We start from the raw sequence: 24,418 nt of genomic DNA, 5'->3' as shown, positions 1-24,418 counted from the left end.
CAAGAAATCCGTCGCCCTGTCGGGCGTGACCGCCGGCAATACCGCGCTGTGCACCGTCGGCCGCACTGGCAACGACCTGCACTACCGCGGCTACGACATCCTCGACATCGCCGAGACCTGCGAGTTCGAGGAAATCGCCCACCTGCTGGTGCACGGCAAGCTGCCGACCAGATCCGAACTGGCCGCCTACAAGGCCAAGCTCAAGAGCCTGCGCGGCCTGCCCGCCAATGTGAAGGCCGCGTTGGAATGGGTGCCCGCCAGCGCCCACCCGATGGACGTGATGCGCACCGGCGTGTCGGTGCTGGGCACCGTGCTGCCGGAGAAGGAAGACCACAACACCCCGGGCGCGCGCGACATTGCCGACCGGCTGATGGCCAGCCTCGGCTCGATGCTGCTGTACTGGTACCACTACAGCCACAACGGCCGCCGTATCGAAGTCGAAACCGACGATGACTCCATCGGCGGCCACTTCCTGCACCTGCTGCACGGCGAGAAGCCGTCGGCGCTGTGGGAGCGCGCCATGCACACCTCGCTCAACCTGTACGCCGAGCACGAGTTCAACGCCTCGACCTTCACCGCCCGCGTGATCGCCGGCACGGGCTCGGACATGTATTCGTCGATCAGCGGCGCCATCGGCGCACTGCGCGGCCCCAAGCACGGCGGCGCCAATGAAGTCGCGTTCGAGATCCAGAAGCGCTACGACAACCCCGACGAGGCCCAGGCCGACATCACGCGCCGCGTCGGGAACAAGGAAGTCGTGATCGGCTTCGGCCACCCGGTGTACACCACCGGCGACCCGCGCAACCAGGTGATCAAGGAAGTGGCGAAGAAGCTGTCGAAGGATGCCGGCTCGATGAAGATGTTTGACATCGCCGAGCGCCTGGAAACGGTGATGTGGGACATCAAGAAGATGTTCCCGAACCTGGACTGGTTCAGCGCGGTGAGCTACCACATGATGGGCGTGCCGACGGCGATGTTCACGCCGCTGTTCGTGATCGCGCGTACTTCGGGCTGGGCCGCGCACATTATCGAGCAGCGCATCGACAACAAGATCATCCGCCCGAGCGCCAACTACACCGGTCCGGAGAACCTGAAGTTCGTGCCGATCGGCAAGCGCAAGTGAAGCGGGGCCAACTAGCCCCCGTCGATAATGTAACCAAAGACCAGAGCACTACGCCGCTCTGGGCAAATCGTAGAGAATAGCGGCGGAAATTGTCCCGGCGCCGCCCGGTTTGACGGCGGCGAATGAAACATAAATCGATTTCAGTATCCGAAAGGCACTCACAATATGAAACATCTTGTCCTTGCCGCCTGCATCGGCGCATTCAGCCTGACCACCGCCACCGCCGTGATGGCGCAGGAACCCGCCAAGAAGACCACCAGCAAGAAGGCTTCGACCAAGAAGAAGGCGGCCGCCGGAACCGCCGCAGCGGCCGGCGCTGCTGCCGCGGTCACCCCGAACGGCGAAAAATGGCAGTGTGAACTGGGCAACAACCTGTATATCGCCGGCGACATGCTGCGCGACGAAGTCCTGACCGTGCACTGGCAAGGCAAGGACTACAAGCTGCCGCGCCAGGCCACGGTGACCGGCGCCGACCGCTACTATGACGCCCGCACCGGCCTGGACCTGGTGGTGATCCCGAGCAAGGCCATGCTGTTCAACAAGAACCTGGGCCAGCGCCTGGCCGACGACTGCCAGAGCGCCGCCATGCAGGCCGGCGCCGCGGCCCCGACCCAGGCCGGCGGCCTGCGCGCCCCGGCCACCACCCCGCTGCTGGTCACGCCCCCGGGCGGCCCGACGCAGGTGCCGGAAGGCGCCCAGCAATCCGCAGCACCCAAGCAGTAAGTCCGTACCGGGGCGCTGGCGGCCGCTGAATTCCGGCCGCCAGCGCCCTTTTTTGCCTTGCCGGGCGGCCAATCCCGGGTGGGCATGCTGTCGGGCCGGCGCCGTCGCGGCCGGCGGGTTGCCGAGCCGGGTGGCGCCAAAGCCGCGCGGCGGTTAGAGTATGCAGTTGCAGTGCGCTGCCGGCCTCGGACCGCGGTCAAATGCCGCGGCAGCGCACCGGGGTCTCGATTCAGGTCCGAGCCAAATGCCATCGCATCATCCTTCGATCGGAGTACGGCAATGCCCCACAACCTCAAGAACACGCTAAAAGAATTCAAGATCGGCTCTTCCGGCAAGGGCCAGTATTACTCCCTGCCCCAGTTGGGCGAGGAGCTGGACGTGGCAATCGGGCGACTGCCGGTGTCGATCCGCGTGGTGCTGGAATCGGTGCTGCGCAACTGCGACGGCAAGAAGGTCACCGAAGAGCACGTCAGGCAACTTGCCAACTGGAAGCCGAACGCCGAGCGCGTCGACGAAATTCCCTTCGTGGTGGCCCGTGTGGTCTTGCAGGACTTTACTGGCGTGCCGCTGCTGGCCGACCTCGCCGCGATGCGCAACGTCGCCGAGAAGATGGGCAAGAACCCCAAGAAGATCGAGCCGCTGGTGCCGGTGGACCTGGTGGTCGACCACTCGGTGCAGGTCGACCATTTCCGCGAAAAGAAGGCGCTGGACCTGAACATGCAGCTGGAATTCCAGCGCAACAACGAGCGCTACCAGTTCATGAAGTGGGGCATGCAGGCCTTCGATACCTTCGGCGTGGTGCAGCCGGGCTTCGGTATCGTCCACCAGGTCAACCTGGAATACCTGGCCCGTGGCGTGCACAAGAGAGACGGCGTCTACTACCCGGACACCCTGGTCGGCACTGACTCACACACCACCATGATCAACGGCATCGGCGTGGTGGGCTGGGGCGTCGGCGGCATCGAGGCCGAAGCCGGCATGCTGGGCCAGCCGGTCTATTTCCTGACGCCGGACGTGGTTGGCGTGGAGCTGAAGGGCCGCCTGCGCGAAGGCGTCACCGCCACCGACCTGGTGCTGACCATCACCGAGATGCTGCGCAAGGAGAAGGTCGTCGGCAAGTTCGTCGAGTTCTTCGGCGAAGGCACCGCCAGCCTGGCCCTGCCCGACCGCGCCACCATCGGCAACATGGCGCCGGAATACGGCGCCACCATGGGCTTCTTCCCGGTGGACGAGAAGACCATCGACTACTTCAAGGGCACCGGCCGCACCGAAGAGGAAATCGCCGCGTTCGAGGGCTATTTCCGCGCACAGAAGATGTTCGGCATTCCCAGGGCCGGCGAGATCGACTACAGCAAGGTGGTGACGCTGGACCTGGGCACGGTGGCGCCGTCGCTGGCGGGCCCGAAGCGTCCGCAGGACCGCATCGAGATCGGCAACGTCAAGAGCACCTTCGCCTCGCTGTTCAGCAAGCCGGTGGCCGAGAACGGCTTCAACAAGGAGGCGGCCGACCTGGACCGCGCCTACACCACCACCGACGGCCTCGAGGTGAAGAACGGCGACGTGCTGATCGCCGCGATCACGTCCTGCACCAACACCTCCAACCCGAGCGTGCTGCTGGGCGCCGGCCTGCTGGCCAAGAAGGCGGTGGAAGCCGGCCTGACGGTGGCGCCGCACATCAAGACCTCGCTGGCCCCGGGCAGCCGCGTGGTGACTGAATACCTGACGGCCGCCGGCCTGCTGCCCTACCTGGAAAAGCTGGGCTTCGGCGTGACCGCCTATGGCTGCACCACCTGCATCGGCAACGCCGGCGACCTGACGCCCGAGCTGAACGAGGCCATCACCAGGAACGACCTCGTGGCCGCTGCCGTGCTGTCGGGCAACCGCAATTTCGAGGCCCGCATCCACCCGAACATCCGTGCCAACTTCCTGGCCTCGCCGCCGCTGGTGGTGGCCTACGCCATCGCCGGCAATGTCACGCGCGACCTGATGACCGAGCCCGTGGGCAAGGGCAAGAAGGGCCGCGACATCTACCTGGGCGATATCTGGCCGACCTCGGAAGAAATCCACGCACTGATGAAGTACGCGATGGATGCCAAGACCTTCAAGGGCAACTACGAACAGGTCAAGAAGCCGAGCAAGCTGTGGGCCGGCATCAAGGGCACCAAGGGCCAGGTCTACGACTGGCCCAAGTCGACGTACATCGCCGAGCCGCCCTTCTTCCAGGACTTCAGCATGCAGCCCGCCGCCACCAGCGCCAGCGTGCGCGGCGCGCGTGCGCTGGGCATCTTCGGCGATTCGGTGACGACCGACCACATCTCACCGGCCGGATCGATCAAGGACACCTCGCCCGCGGGCAAGTACCTGCTGTCGCACGGCGTGCTGAAGGCCGACTTCAACAGCTACGGTTCGCGCCGCGGCAACCATGAAGTCATGATGCGCGGCACCTTCGCCAACGTGCGCATCAAGAACCTGATGATCCCGCCCAAGGCCGACGGCTCGCGCGTGGAAGGCGGCATCACGCTGCACCAGCCCACCGGTGACGAAATGTCGATCTACGATGCCGCCATGAAGTACGTGGCCGAGGGCACGCCCACGGTGGTGTTCGGCGGCGAAGAGTACGGCACCGGCTCGTCGCGCGACTGGGCCGCCAAGGGCACGCAGCTGCTGGGCGTGAAGGCCGTGGTGGCACGCAGCTTCGAGCGCATCCACCGCTCCAACCTGGTCGGCATGGGCGTGCTGCCGCTGCAGTTCAAGGGCAACGACAGTGCGCAGACGCTGGGCATCACCGGCAACGAGACCTTCGATATCGAAGGCATCGAGGGCGACCTGAAGCCGCAGCAGGACGTGGTGCTGGTGATCCATCGCGCCAATGGCGACGTGCAGCGCGTGCCGGTGCTGTTGCGCATCGATACGCCGATCGAGGTCGACTACTACAACCACGGCGGCATCCTGCCGTTCGTGCTGCGCCAGTTGCTGGCCGCCTGAGATCCACCTGAGGCGCCCGCAGCCTGCCAAGGCTGACGCCGCCTGCCCGGGCCCCGTTGCGGGGCCCGGGCAGGCGGCGTTTTTCATTGAGGTCCTGCGCCCCTTGCATCACCCCGAACGAAGCCGGGCGCGTGTAAGTTCCACGCAAGCCAGTGCTGCCACACTGTGTTGCACAAGAACAGCGGTCGCACGACCGGAAGCCGGGTCCGCCCGGCATCATCCAGAATCAGGAGACACCATGGTTAAGATCCTTATCGCATTCGTCGTGGTTGCCGGCGCGGCCCTCTACCTGCTGACCAAGGGCGGCAGCGACGTTTCCATGTCCGGCGAGTCGCACAGCGTCGAAAGCCACGCGCCCGCGGCCCCTGCCGCCTCCGCTCCGGCCCAGAAATAAAGCCACACGCCCGGGCGCGTCCGCACACGCTGCACGCATATAGCGGCCTGCGTGTCAACGCAACGAGTAGAATACCGTTTTACGCATAAACGGACGGTTTCTTTCTATGGCAGGTTTTCGCCCCAAGGCTTCCCCACGACTCTCCCCTGACGCCGAGCGTCTGGTGGCCGATGCGCTCGCCCTCGACGCTTCGGGCAGCCGCATGGAGGACGCGTACTGGGAACGGCGGCTCTCGCAGCGCCTGGGCCGCCTGCTGAAGAACGGGAGCCAGACCGCGCTCGACGCGGCGCTGGAACACCTGTTCAAGCACAATGCAGACGCCTCCGACGTGCTGGCCGAGCAGGCCGAGACGCTCGCCGAATCCGCCACCATCGAGGTCGACGGCCAGCGCCATGACGCGCTGCTGATCGCCGCCCCGATCCTGGCGCACACGCGCTACGCCATTCCCTCCGGCTCGCTCAAGCCGGAGCTGGCGCAAACGTTGGCGGTGCACTTGCAGGCACATGTGCTGGCCACCGGGACCAAGGTCTCGCTGTCGCCCTACCTATACAGCATCGACCAGCTGCCGCGCACGCACAGCGACACCTTTGCGCTGACGCACAAGCTGTCCGCGGCCGCCCTGGCCGGCACGGTACCCAAGGTCGACTTGCGCGACCTGCCCGAGACCGCGCCGATCCTGGCCGATCCGCGCTACCTGCTGGCCGTGGTGGTGGCTCCGCACGAGCAGGCGCTGTTCCGCTGGCAGGAAGACGCCAAGGAGCACCACGCCGAGCGCTCGACCTGCCTCGACCAGTGGCGCACCCAGGTGCAGCCGTCGGTGGCGCTGCTGCTGCCGGGCTGCGAGTTCGAGCTGCTGCTGCCCGACGCATTCTTCCTGTCCTGCCGCGAGTCCGACAAGAGCATCCGCCCGCTGACCGTGCGCGCCGCGGTCAACTACCTGTGCGGCACGCTCGACATCTCCGCCGGCCAGCTGGCCGCCGTGGTGGCTGCCTTCGGCGAGGAAGTGGTCGAGGAATACCGCGTGGGCTTCACCATGCGCGGCGAGAAGGATGTGATCTACGGCATCGTGTGGCCGGTCTACGGCCGCGAAGCCGGCGAGGTCGATGCCGACGAAAAGGGCAACCCGCTCGAGCAGATCTGCGAGGAACTGCGCAACGCCGGCGTAGAAGACATCTTCCGCCACGCCGCGCTGTTCGATCCGGAATACTGCGAGGACTGCGGCACGCCGCTGTACGCGGACCGCAACGGCGAGATCGTGCATGCCGAACTGCCCGAGGACGCCCCGACGCAGCAGCCGCTGTTCCACTGACGCGCCCGGCTGCGCCTGGCAAAAAGACGGCCCGCATGCGCGGGCCGTTTTCATTGGCGAGCCGCTCAGGCGCGCTGGCGCTCGCTGACGCAGCGCCACAAGCCGTGGCCCGATGCCCCGTACTTGCGCTCGAACGGCGTCATCGGTTGCGCCGGGGCCCACGCCTCTACCCGCGCCGGGCGCCCGACCAGTGCTAGCGCCTGGGCAAACTCATCGATATAGATGCGCCAGTTGCTGCGGCACTCCAGATAGTCGCCGCAGGCGGCCAGCGCCGGGAACACCGCATGCCCCTGCCAGCGCCGCCCCAGGTGGCCGATCTTGGGCCACGGGTTCGGGTACAGCACGTAGTGGCGCGCCACCGGCACGGCCTCGGCCTGCAGCAGGCGCCACACATCGACCAGGTCGGCCCGCGCCCAGCAGAAGTTGGCTGGCATCGGCGCCTCGCCCCACCAGTCCTTGCCGGCGGCCAGGCGCTTCTCGGACTGGTCGATGCCGATCACGAAGTGGTCCGGGAACGCTGTGGCCAGCCGCAGCGTGCTTTCGCCCACGCCGCAGCCCGCATCCAGGATCAGCGGCGCGCCGCCGGCCTGCTGCCAGCTTTGCAGCGCCGCGCCGAGCTCGCGCCGGCTGGCTTCGCCGATGGGCTTGCGGAACGGCTCGGCCAGGTGGCGCGCGACGCGCGCGGCCAGGTGTTCGTGGACATCGGCCTGGGCCGAGACAATGGTGCGGGAATTGGCAAACATGGGCGCCATTCTAACGGCGCCGTCCCGCATCGGCTTGCCTGCCCGCGCCAAAGGCTGCAACCAAGCCACTTTAGCGGCACAATGCGGGACAAACCCGCCTGAGAACCCGGCCGCGCCCGCGCGGACCCGTACGAGGAGCCAGCCAGATGACACCGACCCACGCCCTGCCGCCGCAACGTCCGCCCCGCCGCCCTGCCCGTCGCGCCGTGCTCCATGCCGCCACCGCGCTGGTGCTTGGCAGTGCCGCCTTCACGCTGCTGCCGGCGGGTGCCGCCCACGCCGAAGACCTGCGCATCGGCCTGGCGGCCGACGTGACCTCGATGGACCCGCACTGGAACAACTCGGGCCCCAACAACGCCATCGCGCTGCATGTGTTCGAGTCGCTCGTGTTCATGGACAAGAACGCGCGCTACATCCCCGGCCTGGCGTTGTCGTGGAAGCCGGTCAACGCCATCACCTGGGAGATCAAGCTGCGCCCCAACGTGAAGTGGCATGACGGCTCGCCCTTTACCAGCGAGGACGTCAAGGCCTCGCTGGAGCGCCCGGAGAAGCTGGTCAACAGCCCCGGCTCGTTCACCAGCTACACCAAGCCGATCGCGCGCATCGACACGCCCGACCCGCTGACGGTGCGCCTGACCATGAGCGTGCCCAATTACGCCAACCTGGCCAACGACCTGAACAGCGTGCCGATCATGCCGAAGAAGGTCGCCGCCACGCTGACGCAGGCGGACTTCGACTCGGGCAAGGCGATGATCGGCACCGGCCCGTTCAAGTTCGTGCGCTTTGCGCGCGGGCAGGAAATCGTGATGGAGCGCAACCCCAACTACTGGGGCCCCAAGCCCGAGTGGGACCGCGCCATCTTCCGCATCCTCACCGACAACGGCGCGCGTTCGTCCGCGCTGCTGGCGGGCGATGTCGACGTGATCGAGAGCGTACCGTCGGCCGACGTCGCGAAGCTGAAGCAGAATCCGAAGTTCAAGATCGAGCAGCAGGTGTCGTGGCGCACCATCTTCTGGCAGATGGACCAGTCGCGCGACAACCCGCCCTTCGTCACCGACAAGGCCGGCAAGCCGCTGGGCAAGAACCCGTTCAAGGATGCGCGCGTGCGCGCCGCAATCAGCAAGTCGCTGAACCGCGACGCCATCATCAGCCGCATCATGGAAGGGCTGGCGGTGCCGGCATCGTCGATCGTGTCGCCGCAGATCTTCGGGCATCCGGGCACCAAGCCGGAGGCCTATGATCCGGAAGGCGCGAAGAAACTGCTGGCCGACGCGGGCTACCCCGACGGCTTCGGCCTGACGCTGCACGCCACCAACAACCGCTACCTGAACGACGCCGCAGTGGCGCAGGCCACCGCCAGCATGCTGACGCGCATCGGCATCCAGACCAAGGTGGAGACGTTGCCGGTGGCGGCCTACTTCACGCGCGCACGCCAGGGCGAGTTCGCCTTCCAGATGCTGGGCTGGGGCTCGGCCGCGGCCGACGTGGCCTTGCGCTCGATCACTGGCACGCCCAACCCCAAGACCGGTTACGGCACCTGGAACTGGGGCAAGTACAGCAACCAGCAGCTGGACCAGCTGATCGAGAAATCGCTGACTACCGTCAGCAGCGACAAGGCGCGTGAGGAGAATGCCCGCATCGCGGCCAAGTTTGCGCTGGCCGACCACGCGATCATTCCGTCGCACAGCCAGCTGGCGATGTGGGCGATGAAGAAGGGACTGAAGTACGAGGCGCGCACCGACGAGTGGTCGCTGGCGCAGTTCTTCCACAAGGAGTGAGGGCGGGACTGCCTGCTGCCGCTCTCCCGCGCAGCGGGAGAGCGGCCGTTCCTCAGATCTTCAACCGCTCTTCCTGCCGCGCATTCGCCGCGCGCAGCTTCTGCACCCAGTCGCGCGCAGGCAGGCCGGTAGTCTTCTCGACCACATCGGCGCGCGCCTCGATCACTTCCCACGACACATCGATCTCCGGCCCATTGAATGCCAGCGCAATGACGTTGCCGTCATGCACTTCCGGGAACACCAGCACGCGGTTGTCGAAGGCATCGCAGATGCGTTCGATATTCTTCGGAAAGCTGTCGTGGTCGCCGAACAGGTTGATGGTCATCACCCCGGGTGCCTTCAGCGTGCGGCGGCAGGCGCGGTAGAACGCGGTGGTGTCCAGCACCGGGCCGCGCGCGGTGGCGTCGTACAGGTCCACCTGCAGCACGTCGATGGCGCCGGCATGGGTGCCGTCCATGACGTAGTCCCAGGCATCCTGCTCGCGCACGGTCAGGCGCGCGTCGTCCTCGCGCAGGCCGAACATGCTGCGCCCGGCGATGATCACCGCGGGGTTCAGCTCCACCGCGGTCACGCGCGCGCGGCTGAACTGGCGGTGGCAGAACTTGGTCAGCGCCGCTGCGCCCAGGCCCAGTTGCACCACGTGGAATTCTTCGACCGAGGGCGACAGGAACAGCAGCCAGGCCATCATCTGCTGCGCGTATTCCAGCTCGATCGCATCGGGCTTGCGCAGGCGCATCGCGCCCTGCACCCACTCGGTGCCGAAGTGCAGGTAGCGCACTCCTTCCATTTCCGAGAAGGTCACCGGCGCAAAGCGCGGCGTCATGCGTTTTTCTTCGCGTGCCGGCGCCTCGCCACGGGTGCGGGTGCCACGTGCCGGACGGCGCGAGGCCACGGCTTCAATCGATTTGCGTTTCAGTAGGGTCATGTTGTCGAGAAAGGCGTTCAGCACCCGTTCCAGCATGGATGGGGGAAACGCGGATTACTTGCCCAGCGCCGCCTGCGCGCGCTGCAGCCATTCGCGGTTGTGTTCGCGGGCGTGGCGCGGCCAGTGGCGGGCGTCGTGGACGATATCGGCATAGAGCTGCTGCGCGCGTTCGCGGTCGGCGGCGTCGGGCTGCGCCGCCAGCCAGTCGGCGAAAAGGCAGCGCGGCGCGGCATCGCTGGCGCTGGTCAGCGCCTGCTCGAACGCGGCGCGCGTGCCGGATGCGCCGGTGGCCGCCAGCGCGCGCGCATACAGCAAGGCCGGATCGGGCTGCTGGCGCGACTGCGGATTGGTGGCGAACAGCTTTTCCAGCGTTGCCAGCGCGCCGGCCGCATCGCCGGTGGCGAACTGCGCCTGTGCCAGTCCTTGTAGCAGCGCCGGATCGGTCGCAAACGGTCCGCTGGCCGCTGCCTGGTAGTGCTGCAGGGCTTCCGACGGCTCCCCGGCCGCCAGCAGCGCGGCGCCCAGGCGCATGCGGTGCGCCACCGTCGGGGCGCGGTCAAAGTCTGAGCGGGCCTCGCGCACCGCGCGGTTCGGATCGACCAGTTGCGTGATGGCACGCGTGGCCGCACGCGCGCCGCGCGACTGGCGCAGCTCGGGCAGGTAGATCGCGAAGAAATACACCACGCTGCCCAGCCCCGGGAACAGGAACAGGATCAGCAGCCAGTACATGTTCTGGTGTGTGCGCACCGCGTGCACCGCAAAGAACAGTGCAACGATGATATGGATGCTGATGCCGAAGATACGCATAGGGAATTTACCTTGAAATCAATGGCCGGCGCGCCAGCCGCCGGCATTGTGACAGAAAGGCGGGGCCACGGGTTTCAGCCGCCCGCCGGGATGCCGGCGCCGGCCGACTGCAGCCCCGCCACCGCCTGCGGCGTCAGCACGGCCTCGCCATTGACCGCGCGCGCCACCAGCGCATCGGCCGCCTCGATGGCAATGCCCTGCGCGCTGTACCAGGCATCGTCGTAATAGGTGTTGCCGTAGCGCTCGCCGCTGTCGCACAGCAGGCTGACGATGGCGCCGCCCTCCCCCGCCGCGCGCATCTGCTGGGCCAGGTACAGCACGCCGACGAAATTGGTGCCGGTGGACCCGCCCACGCGGCGCCCGAAGCGCCCGGCGAGGTAGCGCATGGCCGCGAACGAGAGCGCGTCCGGCACCTTAAGCATGGCGTCGATACAGGTCGGGATAAACGAATGCTCCACGCGCGGCCGGCCGATGCCTTCAATGCGCGAGCCCTCCGCCAGGGACAGGTCCGGCTGCGGCTTGCCGTCCAGGCAGCTGCGGAAGTAGTCAAAGAACACCGAGTTCTCCGGATCCGCGCACAGCACGCGGGTCTTGTGGCGCCGATAGGCCACATAGCGCCCCAGCGTGGCGATGGTGCCGCCGGTGCCGCCGCTCGATACCAGCCAGGCCGGCACCGCATGCTCTTCGTGCGCCATCTGCTTGAAGATCGACTCGGCGATATTGTTGTTGGCGCGCCAGTCGGTGGCGCGCTCGGCGTAGGTGAATTGGTCCATGAAATGCCCGCCCGTCTCCTGCGCAATGCGGCGCGAGGCGGCGTAGATCCCGGACGGGCTGCCCACCAGGTGGCAGTGCCCGCCGTAGAACTCGATCGCCTCGATCTTGGCGCGCGAGGTCCCCGCCGGGATCACCGCCACGAACGGCAGCCCGAGCAGCCGCGCAAAGTAAGCCTCGGAGATCGCGGTCGAGCCGCTGGATGCCTCAACCACCGTGCTGCCCTCGTGCAGCCAGCCGTTGCACAGCGCATACAGGAACAGCGACCGCGCCAGCCGGTGCTTGAGGCTGCCGGTCGGGTGGCTGGACTCGTCCTTGAAATAGACGCGGATGTCCGGGTAGCCCGGCAGGTCCAGCGGGATCAGGTGGGTGTCGGCGGAGCGGTTGAAATCCGCATCGATCTTGCGGATGGCTTCGTGGGTCCAGTCGGAAAGTGGCATGGCAGTGTTCCGGGCAGGCCGGACGTCAGGACAGACCGTCAGGATGCCAGAAGCGCACGCCGCAAATCCAGTTTCCGGGATGGGCAGGCGGGCTGGCACAGCCCGCAAAGGGCGGTTTCACCACAACCGCGGGACCGGGCATGGCATTTCCCCGCCGGATGCAGCCACCGCGCGGGTGCTGGGATATGATAATACGATTAATATCCTATGTGACTGAAACAGATGTCCACGATGTCCGCGATACCCGGGCGAGCCACCCGCCGCCTTGCCCGCGCCAGCCAGCCGGCTGGTCCCCGGATCCTGCATTGCGCAAGGCTGCCGTCATGAACGAACGCAAACCGGACGCCGACCCCGGCGTCGCAGCGGGTAGCCGCCGCACATCCTTTGAGTCCTATATGCGCTTCCTGGCCGAAGCCCCGCGCGACGGCACGCCCGTGGTGCTGGAGACCGAGACCGCCCTGTCACTGCACTTCGACGTGCTGGCCACGCAGAGCTTCATGTCGCGGCGCGATCCCGACCGGCTGGTGCTGGGCTACACGCGCACCATGATGGGATTCCTGCTGTTGCATCCGTCGCCGGCACGGATTTCGGTGATCGGGCTCGGCGGAGGCTCGCTGGTCAAGTATTGCTACCGGCACCTGCCCGCCACGCGGGTGGTCGCTGTCGAGATCGACCCGGCGGTGATCGCACTGCGCGAGCGCTTCCGCATTCCGCCCGACGATGTCCGCCTGCAGGTGGTCTGCGCCGATGGCGCCGAGTACGTCAGGGGCCGGGAAGCGCGCCCCGAGGTCATCCTCGTCGACGGCTTCCTGGCTGACGGCATGCCGCTGCAGCTTGGCTCCGCCGGCTTCTACGCGGCCTGCCACGCGCGGCTGGCCGACGACGGCATGCTGGTGGCCAACTTCCTTGCAAGCGACCGCGGCATGCCGCACTACCTGGGCGCGGTGCGCGCCGTGTTCGGGGCCTCGATGTCGGTCGCACGCGCCGAGGACAGCTGCAACTACACCTTGTTTGCCTGGAAAGGCCCGCCCCGGCTGCCGTCGCTGCAGACGCTGCTGGCACGCGCACGGGCGCTGGAAGCCGTGCATGCATTGAAGCTGACACCGACTGCCCGCCGCATGAAGCGCGGCGAGGCGGTTGCCGCCGACCCCGACGCCTGGCACGCCCTTGCCCGGCCCCGGGACACCCTGTAGCGGCAACGCAGGTCCGCCGCCGCCCTTCCCAATCCGCCAGACGCCGCCCCATCGCCATGCCGATCCTGTACCTGCGCAAACTGACCGGGAAGCGGCGTAGCCCCCACGCCAACCGGCACCTGGCCGGCTACCTCTGCTTTGTCGCCGGCGCCATCAATGCCGGCGGCTTCCTGGCCGTGCAGCAATACACCTCGCATATGTCCGGCGTGGTCTCGGCCATGGCCGACAACCTGGCGCTGGGCAGCTTCGCGCTGGTGCTGGATGGGGTCGGGGCGCTGCTGTCGTTTCTCGGCGGCGCCGCGTGCTCGGCGGTGCTGGTCAACTGGGGACGACGCCAACGGCTGCACAGTGAATACGCGCTGCCGCTGGCGCTGGAGGCGGGGCTGCTGCTGTGCTTTGGCCTGATCGGCGGCAACCTGGGGCAGCACCAGTGGCTGTTCGTGCCAGCCACGGTGATGCTGCTGTGTTTCATCATGGGGCTGCAGAATGCCATGATCACCAAGCTTTCGAACGCCGAGATCCGCACCACACACCTCACTGGCATGGTCACCGATATCGGCATCGAGCTGGGCAAGCTGTGCTACTGGAACGCAGCCGCGCCGGCGCGCACGCCATCACGCACACAAGCGCGCCCACTGCCCCGCGTGCTCGCCAACCGGCGCAAGCTGCGCCTGCTGGTGGTGCTGGTCACGCTGTTCTTTGCCGGCGGCATCACCGGCGCGCTGGGCTTCAAGCACATGGGTTTCAGCGCCACGCTGCCGCTGGCCGCGCTGCTGCTGGCGCTGATCGCAGTGCCGCTGAGCGACGACCTGCGCAGCCGCTGGCGCACAGGCTCACTGCCGCGCCTGGCGGCGCGGATGCGGCAATGCGTGCAGGCGGGCGCGCCGCGCCGGCGGCGCTAGGCGCCGCCTAGCGGTACACCAGCACCGGGATCTTGCTGTGGGTCAGCACCTTCAGGGTTTCGCTGCCGATCAGCATGCCCTGGACCCCGCGCCGCCCGTGCGAAGCCATCACGATCAGGTCGCAGCCTTTTTCCTCGGCCGTCTTGATGATAGCCTCGTAGGGATGGTCGTTGACGACGTATGCCGTGTCACAGGCCACGCCCGCGGCGACGGCCTCGTCGGCCAGTCCGCGCAGGTAGCGGGTCGCGTTTTCCCAGGCCTCCTTCACGTAGGTTTCGCGCGTGTCCTCCAGCATCTCGACCTGGTAGGTCAGGACGTGGTAGTTCGGACAGACGCGCACCGCGGTGGCACTCGCCCCCATGTCCCGCGCCAGCGTGAGAGCCTTGCGGAACGCCGATTCAGACAGGTCGGAACCATCGACCGCCAGCAGGAGATGCTTGAACATGATTGCCTCCTTGCCAGCATGGTTGCCGGCTAAGGCGCTCACTTCCGATGCGTCATCGCCATGCGTCCGAAAGTGCAAGCCCGCAAGGCGCACTACAAGGAGCGATCGATACCCCCGGTTTCGAATGATTCGTCGCTCGACTCCAGTATAGGTGCGCCATGGCCCACGGCAATCCGGCATGCGTCACATGCTCACGGGTGGATTCAGTACGGGCGATTTGCGAAGCCGTTGGCTGGCTGCGGGCCGCGTCAGGCCCGGCATAGGCCATCAGCGCGATGAAGACAGCCATGACGGTGGCGCCGACCGCCATGAACACGCGCTCGCGGCCCTGCCCGACCTTGTCGAGCAGCCAGCCCACCACGAGCAGGCAGGCAAAGGCCACCACATAGGGCACCGCCGAGGCGATGCCGGCGTGCAGGACGTGGCGAGGCACTGTCAGGAAATCATGCCGTGATGATCGGATCCGCGGCCATGTCCTGGCACCGGGCGGCGCGACGCCATGGCGCTCACCGATGCGGGCGCGAATACCTGGCTGAAATTGCACCGCTGCTGCGGCAGCTGGAGCGGGCCACCATGAACGTGATGACCCTCAAGGGCAGAGGTGGCGCCCTGTCGCTCTCGGTAGGTGCGTCGCTGGGCAGCTACTGGCTGATCCCGCGCCTGCCCGCATTTACGCGCGCGCACGGCGAGATCACCCTGAACCTGCGCACGCGCGTGGGTCCGGTGGACTTCAGCACCGCGTCCGTGGATGCGTCGCAGCAGCACGAGGCAGGTGTCGCCGAAAGAAGCTGATGCAACTTCCGTGAGCCATGGCATGGATATTGCGAAGCGGTCGCACAGGCCAACGGCGGCCTTGAAACAAGATGGCAAGTCGCGATGACATGCTCCGAAAAGGAGCATCCCGGGCAACGACGCCCCGAAGCGAATGGACCACGAACCGGACAACCGGTTCGCAGGCATCTCGCTTCGGGGCGCTTTTGCTTCGCCGGTCAGCGCGGTGCGCGTCTGCGTCGACACTACCTGCAAGGCATGGCATGAACGCTCCCTCCACTCAGTCACCCGAGACCGAAGTGTCCGCCGAGACCATCGGCGCATTGATCAACCTTTCCGGCAGGCAGCGCATGCTGTCGCAACGGATCGTCCTTCAGATGCTGCTCGCTTCGCGGGGGGACACTGCCGCGCTCGATATCGCACGCAAGTGCCTGTCAATGTTCGAGTCGGCGCATTCGGATCTCGTGACGGGCAGTGAGCGCTTCCCCGGCACATTCTCCGGCGCCTTGCAGCAACTGTACTTTGGCAGTGCGCGCGCTGACGCTCGCATCCGTGAATTCATCGCCCGGGTCAGAACAGCGATAGACACACCACTGGCCGACACCAGCCGGCAAGCATCATTCCTCGATGTGCTTGTGACGCAGGCCACGCCGATACTTGAGCTGCTGCAGACTGTCACGCAGGCCTACCAGGAGGAAATGCACCGTTGCGAGCTCGCTGTGCGCAAACGCCAGACCGACCTCGCCGATCGCCTCAGCGGTATTTCGATGCAGGCCAACATCGTCGCAATGAATGCACGCATCTCGGCGGCGCGGGCGGGAGAGTACGGCAGGGAGTTCTCGGTGATCACGCAGGTGCTTGCGGACATCATCAAGGAAATGGATCAGCTGATCCGCCACGTCGTCGGCTCGAACGACGGGCCCAAAGGACCAACCAGAGCCTGACGCGGAGACGCCCTTGAAACGTTACCTCAGTTCCTTCTGCCTGATTGTCTGCAGCGTCCTGGCGCTGGCCGGGACCGCTTGCGCCGAAACGCTGACGATCAACGCGGCGATCAACAAGGCGGGCCGCCAGCGCATGCTGTCTCAGCGCATGGCCAAGGCTTACTGCCAGGCTGGCCTCGGCGTTGAAGTCGAACGTTCGAAGAAGATTCTCGAGCAGTCCGTGGCGCTCTTCGACAAGCAGCTCATGGAGCTGAAGGCGTTCGCACCCACGCCGGAGATCAAGGATACCTACGCCAGGCTCGAGCAGACATGGATTCCCTATAGACAGTTGCTGTCCGGCGGCGATCCGAATCCCGATAGCGCGAAAACCATCGCAAGAATGAGCGAGGACGTGCTGAAGCTTGCGCAACAGGGGACCCTCCTGCTCGAGAAACATTCGGGCACCGCGACGGGCAAGCTGATCAACGTTGCCGGCCGCCAGCGGATGCTCTCGCAGAGAATCGCCAAGATCAGCATGTTCCGCGCCTGGGGCATTACCTCCCCCCGGATGGCGCAGGATCTGGACATGGCTACCAGGGAATTCGCAGCCGCGCAGGAGCTTCTCACCTCGGCGCCGCAAAACACCGAGGCAATCCGTCGCGAACTGCTGCTGGCCGGGTCTCAGTGGCTGTTCTTTGAAGAGGCACTCAACCAGACCGGGGTCAGTCGCGCGGAACAGTTGAGGAACATCGCCACGACCAGCGAGCGTATTCTTCAGGTAATGGATGACGTCACCGGCATGTATGAAGGGATGCCCAGGTAACGTGGGTGCGTGAACGAGCTATGCCAGACGCTGCCTTACAGGCAGCCACTCTTGCAATGCCTGCCAGGCGCCCAGCTTTTCCGTGTAGGGCAAGGTATGAGCGGGACTACTGGAAGGAAGCCTGATGATCCGGTGATGGTCGCCATGCTGCCCAAGGGCCTTCAAACCGATACGCGCGGCAGTGCCGCCATTGAAGGCGATGACAGCCAGCCTGGGTAGTGATTCGATCAGGCTCGCCAGGTCGTTGCCGGCGTGATCCCGGATGTTGCTGTCCAGGCTGCCCTCACGCTTCGCTTGCGCCACCACGTCCCACAGACCGACGTGATGCGCCAGAAGCGTTTGCAGCCGCGCGGCATATTCCATGCGGACCAGGTCTTCACCGAGAACTTCGCCGGTCAGGCGCCAGAACTGATTCTGCCGATGCGCGTAATACTGGCATTGCGCCAGTGACGCCTCGCCCGGCAGGCTGCCGAGAATAAGGATGCGCGTGCCGGCGTCAACGACAGGCGGGAAGCACCGCTTCAGTGTCATCGGTCACGCGCTCCGCTACAACACATTGAGATGGGAATCCCCCGCCGCCTGCGCGGCGGGGGCAGCCGGGGCGTCAGGCCAGCAGCTTGTTGACGCGCTGCACATACGCAGCCGGATCGTCCAGCATGCCGCCTTCGGCCAGCAGCGCCTGGTCGAACAGCACCTGCACGCGGTCGCTGAAGGCATCGCCCTCGGGGAGATCGCGCAGTTTCTGCACCAGCGCGTGTTCCGGGTTCAGTTCCAGGATCGGCTGGGCGTCCGGCGCCTTCTGGCCGGCCTGCTTGAGCAGGCGCTGCAGATAGCCGCTCATGTCGCCTTCGTCAGAGACCAGGCACGAGGCCGACGCGGTCAGGCGCAGCGTCACGCGCACGTCCTTGGCCTTGCCGTCGAGCACGGTCTTGGCGCGATCGACCACGTCCTTCCAGTCGGCCTCGGCCTTTTCCTGCTCGGCCTTCTCGGCTTCGTCGGCGAGCTTGCCCAGGTCCAGGTCGCCGCGCGCGACCGACACCAGTTCCTTGCCGTCGAACTCGCGCAGGAATGAAAGCATCCATTCATCGACGCGGTCGGTCAGCAGCAGCACTTCGATGCCCTTCTTGCGGAACACTTCCAGGTGCGGGCTGTTCTTCGCGGCGGACCAGGTATCGGCGGTGACGTAGTAGATCTTGTCCTGGCCTTCCTTCATGCGGCCGACGTAGGCGGCCAGCGCCACGTTCTGCTCGGCGGTGTCGTTGTGGGTGGAGGCAAAGCGCAGCAGCTTCGCCACGCGCTCCAGATTGGCCTGGTCTTCACCGATGCCTTCCTTGAGCGCCTGGCCGAACTGCTGCCAGAAGGTGGTGTACTTGGCGCGCTCGGCTTCTTCTTCACTGTCGGCCAGCGTTTCCAGCATCGACAGCACGCGCTTGGTGCAGCCCTCGCGGATGGCCTTGACGTCGCGGCTTTCCTGCAGCAGTTCGCGCGATACGTTCAGCGGCAGGTCGGCGGAATCGACCACGCCCTTGACCCAGCGCAGGTAGCCCGGCAGCAGCTGGTCGGCATCGTCCATGATGAAGACGCGCTTGACGTACAGCTTCAGGCCGGCCTTGTGGTTGCGGTCCCACAGGTCGAACGGGGCGCGCGCCGGGATATACAGCAGCTGGGTGTATTCGCTGCGGCCTTCCACGCGGTTGTGGGTCCAGGCCAGCGGCGCCTCGTTGTCGTGCGCGATGTGCTGGTAGAAGGCGGTGTACTGCTCGTCGGTGATGTCGGACTTGGCGCGGGTCCACAGCGCGCTGGCCTGGTTCACGCTTTCCCACTCGGCGGTGCGCTGGTAGGTGCTGGATTCAGCGTCCCACACCTCCTTGGGCATGCGGATCGGCAGCGAGATATGGTCCGAGTACTTCTGGATGATGCCCTTCAGGCGCCAGGCCGAGAGGAAGTCGTCCTCGCCCTCGCGCAGGTGCAGCGTGATGGTGGTGCCGCGCTCGTTGCGGGCGATGGCATCGATGGTGAACTCGCCGTCGCCGGTGCTTTCCCAGCGCACCGCGTCTTCGGCGCCCAGGCCGGCGCGGCGCGTTTCCACCGTGACCTTGTCGGCGACGATAAAGGCCGAGTAGAAGCCCACGCCGAACTGGCCGATCAGCGCGGCGTCCTTCTGCTGGTCGCCGGAAAGCTGCTGGAAGAATTCCTTGGTGCCCGAGCGGGCGATGGTGCCGAGGTTGTGGATGGCCTCGTCGCGGCTCATGCCGATGCCGTTGTCGGTGATCGTCAGCGTGCGCGCCTTGGCGTCGGCCTCGATGCGGATCGCCAGGTCGGCGTCGTTCTCCAGCAGGGACGGGTTCGCGATCGCCTCGAAGCGCAGCTTGTCGGTGGCGTCCGAAGCATTCGAGACCAGCTCGCGCAGGAAGATTTCCTTGTTGCTGTACAGCGAGTGGATCATCAGGTGCAGCAGTTGCTTCACTTCCGCCTGGAAGCTCATCGTCTCGTGCGGTGCGGTCATGGTTCTCCTCTTGGAAACAGGCGAATCTGGAAAGTCGGTGTGGCCACGGTCCTGTGGCCGGTGCCGCCAGACATAGGGCCGCCCGGGCCATTTTTCAAGGCCCGGGTGCTGCCGGGATGTGACTTACAGGCGTTCTAGCTGGCGCGCCAGGAAGGCCAGCATTTCCGGGTGGCCGCTGCTGGCAACGTTGAAGCGCATCCAGCCCGACGGCATCTGCGACGGCGAGAACAGGCTGCCCGGGGCGAACAGGTAGCCCTCTTCATGCCCCGCGGTGGCGATCGCGTTGGTGTCGCGGCCGGTATCGGCCCACAGGTACATGCCGGCGTGCTGGCCGGGAAAGAGCCGCAGGCCCAGGCGCTCCAGCTCGCGCCGGGTCTCGTCGCGGGCGCGGTCCAGCCGGGTGCGCACGCGCTCCACATGTTTGCGGTAGTGGCCCTCGGTCAGCACCTTGTACAGCACGCGTTCGTTGATCTCCGGCGTGGCCAGCCCCGCCAGCAGCTTGCTGTCGGTCAGCGCCGACGCCGTCTCCGGGTGCGCGGCGATAAAGCCCACGCGCAGGTTGGCCGCCAGCGTCTTGGAAAAGCTGCCCAGGTAGATCACCCGGCGCAGCTGGTCCAGGCTGGCCAGCCGGGTGGCGGCGTGGCCGGGCGGGCACAGGTCGCAGTAGATATCGTCCTCGACGATCAGGAAGTCGTACTGCTCGGCCAGGCGCAGCAGCTGGAAGGCCTTGGCCGCCGACAGCGAGGTGCCGGTGGGGTTGTGCAGCACCGAGTTGATCACGAACAGCTTGGGCCGCCGCGCCTGCACGATGCGCTCCAGCGCCTCCAGGTCCGGCCCTTCGGCGGTGTACGGCACCCCGATCACCTGGGCGCCCTGCGCGGCAAAGCGGCCGAACATCACGAACCAGGCCGGGTCGCCCACCAGCACCGTGTCGCCGGGCTGCAGGTAGAGCCGCGCGATCAGGTCCAGGGCCTGGGTGATGCCCGAGGTCAGCACGATCTGCTCGGCACTGGCACCGATCTCCAGTTCTTCCAGCCGGGTGCGCAACTGCTGGCGCAGCGGCAGGAAGCCCTGCGGCGTGCCGCTGGCCAGAAAATGGTTGCCGGGCTGGCGGCCCAGCCCGCGCAGCGCGCTGGCGATCAGTTCGCCGTCGAGCCAGTCATTGGGCAGGAAGCCCAGTCCGGGCGCCTTGTGCGCCTCGGCGGTATGGAACATGCTGCGCAGCAGCCAGGTCACGTCGATATTACGCGCCACCGCCACGGCGCCGGACACCGGCGCCGCGGGCGCGGCCGGGGCACGCTCGCGCACGTAGAAGCCGGAGCCGCGGCGCGATTCCAGGTAGCCCAGCGCCACCAGCCGCTCATAGGCCTCGACCACGGTAAAGCGCGAGATGCCCTTCTCCTGGGCCAGCTGCCGGATCGACGGCATGCGCATGCCGGAGCGGAACACGCGCTCGTCGATGCGCATGCGGGCCCATTCGGTCAGTTGCTCGACCAGCGTCATCTGCGCCGAGGGGATCGGATCCGGGAAGCGCTCGGTGGGCGGCACCACCAGCCGCAGCGCGCGGCCGGAGGTATGCCCCGATGTGCTGTGGGCGTCGCCTCCGCTATCCTTCTGACGGGTGACGGTGGCGGTCTCGCCGCCGGCGTCGCCATCCCTGCTGTTGGCATCCATGTGCTGCTCCTGCAACTGTACTGAATACGATCCGCTCAACTGTACCGGTACTGTACCGACTACCTTGTCTACCATCAAGCCAAGATGAAGCTCGCCCTCGATCACCTTGTCATCGCCGCGCCCGACCTGGACGCCGGCACGGACCATGTTGCCGGCCTGCTGGGCATTGCGCCCCAGGGCGGCGGTGCGCACACGGCCATGGGCACGCACAACCGTGTGCTGGGCATGTTCGGCGGCGTCTACCTGGAAGTGATCGCGGTCGATCCGGCGGCAACCGCGCCGGCCCGGGCGCGCTGGTTCGGCCTGGACACCGAGGCCGTACAGCAGCGCCTGCGCGACGGCCCCTTCCTGCTGCACTGGGCCGCGCGCGTGGAACGCCCCGCCGACCTGGGCCGGTGGCAGGCGCAGTACCCGGAGCGCATCGCCCCGGTCATCCCGATGACCCGCGGCGGCCTGCACTGGCGCATCACCGTGCCCGAGGATGGCAGCCTGCCGGCCTGGCCGGGCGAAGCCGACATCGCCGGCGACGGCCTGCTGCCCAGCCTAATCCAGTGGGACGTGGCCAGCTACCCCGGCGTCAGCCTGCCGCGGCAGGACCTGGCGCTGCGCAAGCTGTCCGGGCGCCACCCGCGTGCCGAGCTGCTGCGCCAGGGGCTGGCCTGGCTGGGCGCCGACCACCTCATCGCCATCGAGCAGGCCGACGGCCCGCCTGAACTGAGCGCCGAAATCGAAACCGCGCAGGGCATCCGCACCCTGCGCTAGCCACACCCGGAACAAGCCCACCAGGAGACCCCCGATGTCCGCCACCCGCAAGCGCTTCGACGAAGACCCCTACCTCGACCACTGCACCGCCACCGTGGTGGCGGCGGGCGCCGAAGGGATCGAACTCGACGAAACCGTGTGCTACGCGCGCAGCGGCGGCCAGGCCGGCGACACCGCCACGCTGGCGCTGGCCGACGGGCGCACGGTGGCCATCGCCGACACCATCTACGCCGAAGACCGCAGCCGCATCCTGCATGTGCCCGCACCGGATGCGCCGCTGCCGCGCGTGGGCGAGCGCGTCACCGTGACCATCGACTGGGCGCGACGCCACAAGCTGATGCGGCTGCATACCTGCCTGCACCTGCTGGGCTCGCTGATCCCGGTGCCGGTGACCGGCTGCGGCATCTCGCCGGAGTCGGCGCGCGTCGACTTCGACCTGCCGGAATCGACCCTGGACAAGGCCGACCTGACCGAACGCCTGAACGCGCTGATCCACGCCGACACCGCCGTGCGCACCACGCTGATCACGCCGCAGGAACTGGCCGCCCAGCCCGAGCTGGTGCGCACCATCGGCGCCGCGCCGCCGGCGGGCACGGCCAGCATCCGCATCATCGAAATCCCCGGGGTGGACCGCCAGCCCTGCGGCGGCACGCACGTGGCCAACACCAGCGAGATCGGCGCAGTGGTGGTGACCAGGATCGAGAAGAAGAGCCGCACCAACCGGCGCGTGGTGGTCGCGTTCGCGTGATGGCGTCCGGCTTGCTCACCGGCCTGACGGCCGCGCAGTTCCTGGCCCTGCTGACCCTGCTGACGGTGGGCCTGTTCACGCCCGGGCCCAACACCACCATCGCCGCGGTCACCGGCGCCAACTTCGGGCTGCGCGCCACGCTGCCGCACTGCGTGGGCGTGGCCTTCGGCTTTGCCAGCATCCTGGCGCTGTGCGCACTGGGCGTGGGCGCGCTGATCCTGGGCCAGCCCGCGCTGGCCGCCAGCGTGCACCTGGCCGGCGTGGCCTACCTGCTGTGGCTGGCGTGGAAGATCGCGCGCAGCACGGTGCTGGCGCAGAAGCAGGTGCTGCGCCCGCTCAGCGTGTGGCAGTCGGCGGTGCTGCAGTACGCCAACATCAAGGCGTGGATGCTGGCGCTGGCAGTCGCGGCCTCTTACATGACGGGCGCGCCCTCGCCGCTGCAGCGCGTGCTGCTGGTGTGCGGCTTGTTCGCAGTGCTGGGCTTTGTCAGCAACGGCGTGTACGGCGTGCTGGGCGCGTCGTTGCGGCAATGGCTGCAGCAAGGCCAGCGCGTGAGCTGGTTCAACCGCGCCATGGGCGCGGCGCTGGCGCTGACCGCGCTGTGGATTGCGGTCAGCGCCAGCCCGGGCATGCAGTGACCCGCGGCGATCCGATTCCGAGCCGATGACAACCAAGACCCCGACCATGCCCGCCAGCCGCCCCGCTTCTCCGCCACTGACGTCTGCCCCACCGGCCTCCGGCGGCATGCTGCTCGGCTTTGTCGGCGTGGCAATCTTCAGCCAGACGCTGCCGTTCACGCGCATGGCGGTGGCCGAGCTGGACCCGGTCTTTGTGGCACTGGCACGCGCCGTGCTGGCCGCGCTGCTGGCGCTGGCGCTGCTTGCCTGGCGCGGCGCGCTGTCCGCCAGCCGCCGCCCGCGCGGCGGCCAGTGGCCGCGGCTGGCCGTGACCGCGCTGGGCGTGGTGGCGGGTTTCCCGCTGTTTTCTTCGCTGGCGATGCGCGAGGTGCCGGCCAGCCACGGCGCCATCGTGATCGGCCTGCTGCCGCTGGCGACCGCGGTATTCGCCGCCTGGCTCGGGCGTGAGCGGCCGTCGCCGGCGTTCTGGCTGTCGGCCGTGGCCGGCAGCGCGCTGGTGGTGGGCTTTGCCGTCTGGCAGGGTGCCGGCGGCCTGCAGCATGCGGACTGGTACCTGTTCGCCGCCGTGGTGCTGGGCGCGCTGGGCTATGCCGAGGGCGGCAAGCTGTCGCGCGAGCAGGGCGGGCTGGAAACCATCAGCTGGGCGCTGGTGGTGTCGCTGCCGGTGCTGGTGCCGGTGGTGGCCTGGCTGACCCTGCGCGACCTGCCGGCAATAGCCGCGGCGTCGCCGCGCGCCTGGGGCGGCATGGCCTATGTGTCGGTGTTCTCGATGTTTGTCGGCTTCCTTTTCTGGTACGCCGGCCTCGCAAAAGGCGGCGTGGCGCGCGTCGGCCAGATACAATTGCTGCAGCCGTTCCTGACGCTGGCGGGCGGTGCGCTGATCCTGGCCGAGCCGCTTGACGCCCCCACCATCGCCTTCGCGGTGGCGGTGATCGCCGTCGTGGCCCTCGGCCGCCGCGCCGCCGTGCAGCAAAGCGCACCCGCCCCCGCCCCGGAAACGCCACCGATCCTCCCTGGACGCATTCACTGACTGGA

At 67.3% G+C, this 24,418-nt stretch carries 23 protein-coding genes and 1 pseudogene; 15 read left to right on the top strand and 9 right to left on the bottom strand.

Annotated elements, in window-relative coordinates; genetic code table 11:
- The 5 genes from prpC to C265_RS05540 all read left to right on the top strand — a co-directional run.
- Window positions 1–1,123, top strand: a 1,123-nt coding sequence (prpC, locus tag C265_RS05555) for a 2-methylcitrate synthase (RefSeq protein ID WP_010813535.1), incomplete at its 5' end; no start/stop codon positions are given.
- A 165-nt stretch (window positions 1,124–1,288) separates the two neighbouring features.
- Complete coding sequence (locus tag C265_RS05550; protein WP_010813536.1) at window positions 1,289–1,846, top strand: hypothetical protein; 558 nt, start codon at window positions 1,289–1,291, stop codon at window positions 1,844–1,846.
- Window positions 1,847–2,125: 279 nt separating this feature from the next.
- Window positions 2,126–4,831 carry an aconitate hydratase AcnA gene (gene acnA / locus C265_RS05545; protein WP_010813537.1) on the top strand — a complete coding sequence of 902 codons (2,706 nt, stop codon included), beginning with the start codon at window positions 2,126–2,128 and terminating at the stop codon, window positions 4,829–4,831.
- Window positions 4,832–5,069: 238 nt separating this feature from the next.
- On the top strand, window positions 5,070–5,225 hold the full coding sequence (locus tag C265_RS32475) for a hypothetical protein (protein ID WP_010813538.1): 156 nt from the start codon (window positions 5,070–5,072) through the stop codon (window positions 5,223–5,225).
- Between the two features lie 106 nt (window positions 5,226–5,331).
- Window positions 5,332–6,534: a DUF2863 family protein gene (locus C265_RS05540; protein ID WP_010813539.1), complete on the top strand. Its 1,203-nt coding sequence runs from the start codon at window positions 5,332–5,334 to the stop codon at window positions 6,532–6,534.
- Between the two features lie 65 nt (window positions 6,535–6,599).
- Here the strand turns inward: C265_RS05540 and C265_RS05535 are convergent, their stop codons facing one another.
- Window positions 6,600–7,286, bottom strand: coding sequence for a tRNA (guanosine(46)-N(7))-methyltransferase TrmB (locus C265_RS05535; RefSeq protein WP_010813540.1), 687 nt, complete (start codon window positions 7,284–7,286; stop codon window positions 6,600–6,602).
- Window positions 7,287–7,423: 137 nt separating this feature from the next.
- Between C265_RS05535 and C265_RS05530 the strand changes: the two genes are divergently transcribed.
- Window positions 7,424–9,055 (top strand): ABC transporter substrate-binding protein, encoded by a 1,632-nt coding sequence (locus C265_RS05530; RefSeq protein WP_010813541.1) that lies wholly within the window; start codon window positions 7,424–7,426, stop codon window positions 9,053–9,055.
- A 52-nt stretch (window positions 9,056–9,107) separates the two neighbouring features.
- On the opposite strand, the gene C265_RS05525 is transcribed toward C265_RS05530, so the two are convergent.
- The 3 genes from C265_RS05525 to C265_RS05515 all read right to left on the bottom strand — a co-directional run bounded on the left by C265_RS05525 (window position 9,108) and on the right by C265_RS05515 (window position 11,998).
- Entirely contained in the window at window positions 9,108–9,980 is an 873-nt protein-coding gene (locus C265_RS05525; protein WP_010813542.1) for a spermidine synthase, read from the bottom strand.
- A gap of 54 nt (window positions 9,981–10,034) precedes the next feature.
- On the bottom strand, window positions 10,035–10,787 hold the full coding sequence (locus tag C265_RS05520) for a tetratricopeptide repeat protein (RefSeq protein WP_010813543.1): 753 nt from the start codon (window positions 10,785–10,787) through the stop codon (window positions 10,035–10,037).
- Window positions 10,788–10,861: 74 nt separating this feature from the next.
- A complete protein-coding gene (locus tag C265_RS05515; RefSeq protein WP_010813544.1) occupies window positions 10,862–11,998 on the bottom strand; it encodes a PLP-dependent cysteine synthase family protein in 1,137 nt (378 codons plus the stop codon).
- A gap of 323 nt (window positions 11,999–12,321) precedes the next feature.
- Here C265_RS05515 and C265_RS05510 point away from each other — a divergent pair, with 323 nt between their 5' ends.
- A complete protein-coding gene (locus C265_RS05510; RefSeq protein WP_011615752.1) occupies window positions 12,322–13,191 on the top strand; it encodes a spermidine synthase in 870 nt (289 codons plus the stop codon).
- A 56-nt stretch (window positions 13,192–13,247) separates the two neighbouring features.
- Window positions 13,248–14,057: pseudogene (locus tag C265_RS05505) on the top strand (YoaK family protein); the annotation flags it as partial.
- A gap of 43 nt (window positions 14,058–14,100) precedes the next feature.
- Here C265_RS05505 and C265_RS05500 read toward each other — a convergent pair.
- The gene (locus C265_RS05500) at window positions 14,101–14,538 is read right to left on the bottom strand and encodes a universal stress protein (RefSeq protein WP_010813547.1); all 438 of its coding nucleotides are present in this window, start codon (window positions 14,536–14,538) and stop codon (window positions 14,101–14,103) included.
- Between the two features lie 52 nt (window positions 14,539–14,590).
- Complete coding sequence (locus C265_RS32115; protein ID WP_168163304.1) at window positions 14,591–15,082, bottom strand: MFS transporter; 492 nt, start codon at window positions 15,080–15,082, stop codon at window positions 14,591–14,593.
- 29 nt (window positions 15,083–15,111) lie between these two features.
- On the opposite strand from C265_RS32115, the gene C265_RS05490 reads away from it, so the two are divergent.
- The 3 genes from C265_RS05490 (at window position 15,112) to C265_RS05480 (ending at window position 17,055) form a co-directional block, all read left to right on the top strand.
- Complete coding sequence (locus tag C265_RS05490; RefSeq protein WP_210401216.1) at window positions 15,112–15,330, top strand: hypothetical protein; 219 nt, start codon at window positions 15,112–15,114, stop codon at window positions 15,328–15,330.
- 242 nt (window positions 15,331–15,572) lie between these two features.
- Entirely contained in the window at window positions 15,573–16,253 is a 681-nt protein-coding gene (locus tag C265_RS05485; RefSeq protein ID WP_010813550.1) for a methyl-accepting chemotaxis protein, read from the top strand.
- A 13-nt stretch (window positions 16,254–16,266) separates the two neighbouring features.
- Window positions 16,267–17,055: a type IV pili methyl-accepting chemotaxis transducer N-terminal domain-containing protein gene (locus C265_RS05480; RefSeq protein ID WP_010813551.1), complete on the top strand. Its 789-nt coding sequence runs from the start codon at window positions 16,267–16,269 to the stop codon at window positions 17,053–17,055.
- 18 nt (window positions 17,056–17,073) lie between these two features.
- Here the strand turns inward: C265_RS05480 and C265_RS05475 are convergent, their stop codons facing one another.
- From C265_RS05475 to C265_RS05465, 3 genes are all read right to left on the bottom strand, one after another.
- Complete coding sequence (locus tag C265_RS05475) at window positions 17,074–17,586, bottom strand: DNA-deoxyinosine glycosylase (protein WP_010813552.1); 513 nt, start codon at window positions 17,584–17,586, stop codon at window positions 17,074–17,076.
- Window positions 17,587–17,659: 73 nt separating this feature from the next.
- The gene (gene htpG, locus C265_RS05470) at window positions 17,660–19,561 is read right to left on the bottom strand and encodes a molecular chaperone HtpG (RefSeq protein ID WP_010813553.1); all 1,902 of its coding nucleotides are present in this window, start codon (window positions 19,559–19,561) and stop codon (window positions 17,660–17,662) included.
- Window positions 19,562–19,684: 123 nt separating this feature from the next.
- Window positions 19,685–21,235: a PLP-dependent aminotransferase family protein gene (locus tag C265_RS05465; protein ID WP_010813554.1), complete on the bottom strand. Its 1,551-nt coding sequence runs from the start codon at window positions 21,233–21,235 to the stop codon at window positions 19,685–19,687.
- A gap of 84 nt (window positions 21,236–21,319) precedes the next feature.
- Between C265_RS05465 and C265_RS05460 the strand changes: the two genes are divergently transcribed.
- From C265_RS05460 to C265_RS05445, 4 genes are read left to right on the top strand one after another with little or no spacing between them, the layout of a single operon-like run.
- Window positions 21,320–21,997 carry a VOC family protein gene (locus C265_RS05460; RefSeq protein ID WP_010813555.1) on the top strand — a complete coding sequence of 226 codons (678 nt, stop codon included), beginning with the start codon at window positions 21,320–21,322 and terminating at the stop codon, window positions 21,995–21,997.
- 34 nt (window positions 21,998–22,031) lie between these two features.
- Window positions 22,032–22,745: an alanyl-tRNA editing protein gene (locus C265_RS05455; protein ID WP_010813556.1), complete on the top strand. Its 714-nt coding sequence runs from the start codon at window positions 22,032–22,034 to the stop codon at window positions 22,743–22,745.
- A complete protein-coding gene (locus C265_RS05450) occupies window positions 22,745–23,383 on the top strand; it encodes a LysE family translocator (RefSeq protein WP_010813557.1) in 639 nt (212 codons plus the stop codon). The genes C265_RS05455 and C265_RS05450 overlap by 1 nt, the downstream gene beginning before the upstream one ends.
- A gap of 46 nt (window positions 23,384–23,429) precedes the next feature.
- Window positions 23,430–24,413 (top strand): DMT family transporter, encoded by a 984-nt coding sequence (locus C265_RS05445; protein WP_011615760.1) that lies wholly within the window; start codon window positions 23,430–23,432, stop codon window positions 24,411–24,413.
- The last annotated feature ends 5 nt before the right edge of the window (window positions 24,414–24,418 follow it).

Source organism: Cupriavidus sp. GA3-3 (genome assembly GCF_000389805.1).
Classification (GTDB): domain Bacteria; phylum Pseudomonadota; class Gammaproteobacteria; order Burkholderiales; family Burkholderiaceae; genus Cupriavidus; species Cupriavidus necator_D.
Note: the sequence above shows the minus strand (reverse complement) of the source record. Positions and strands in the feature narration are given on the sequence as shown.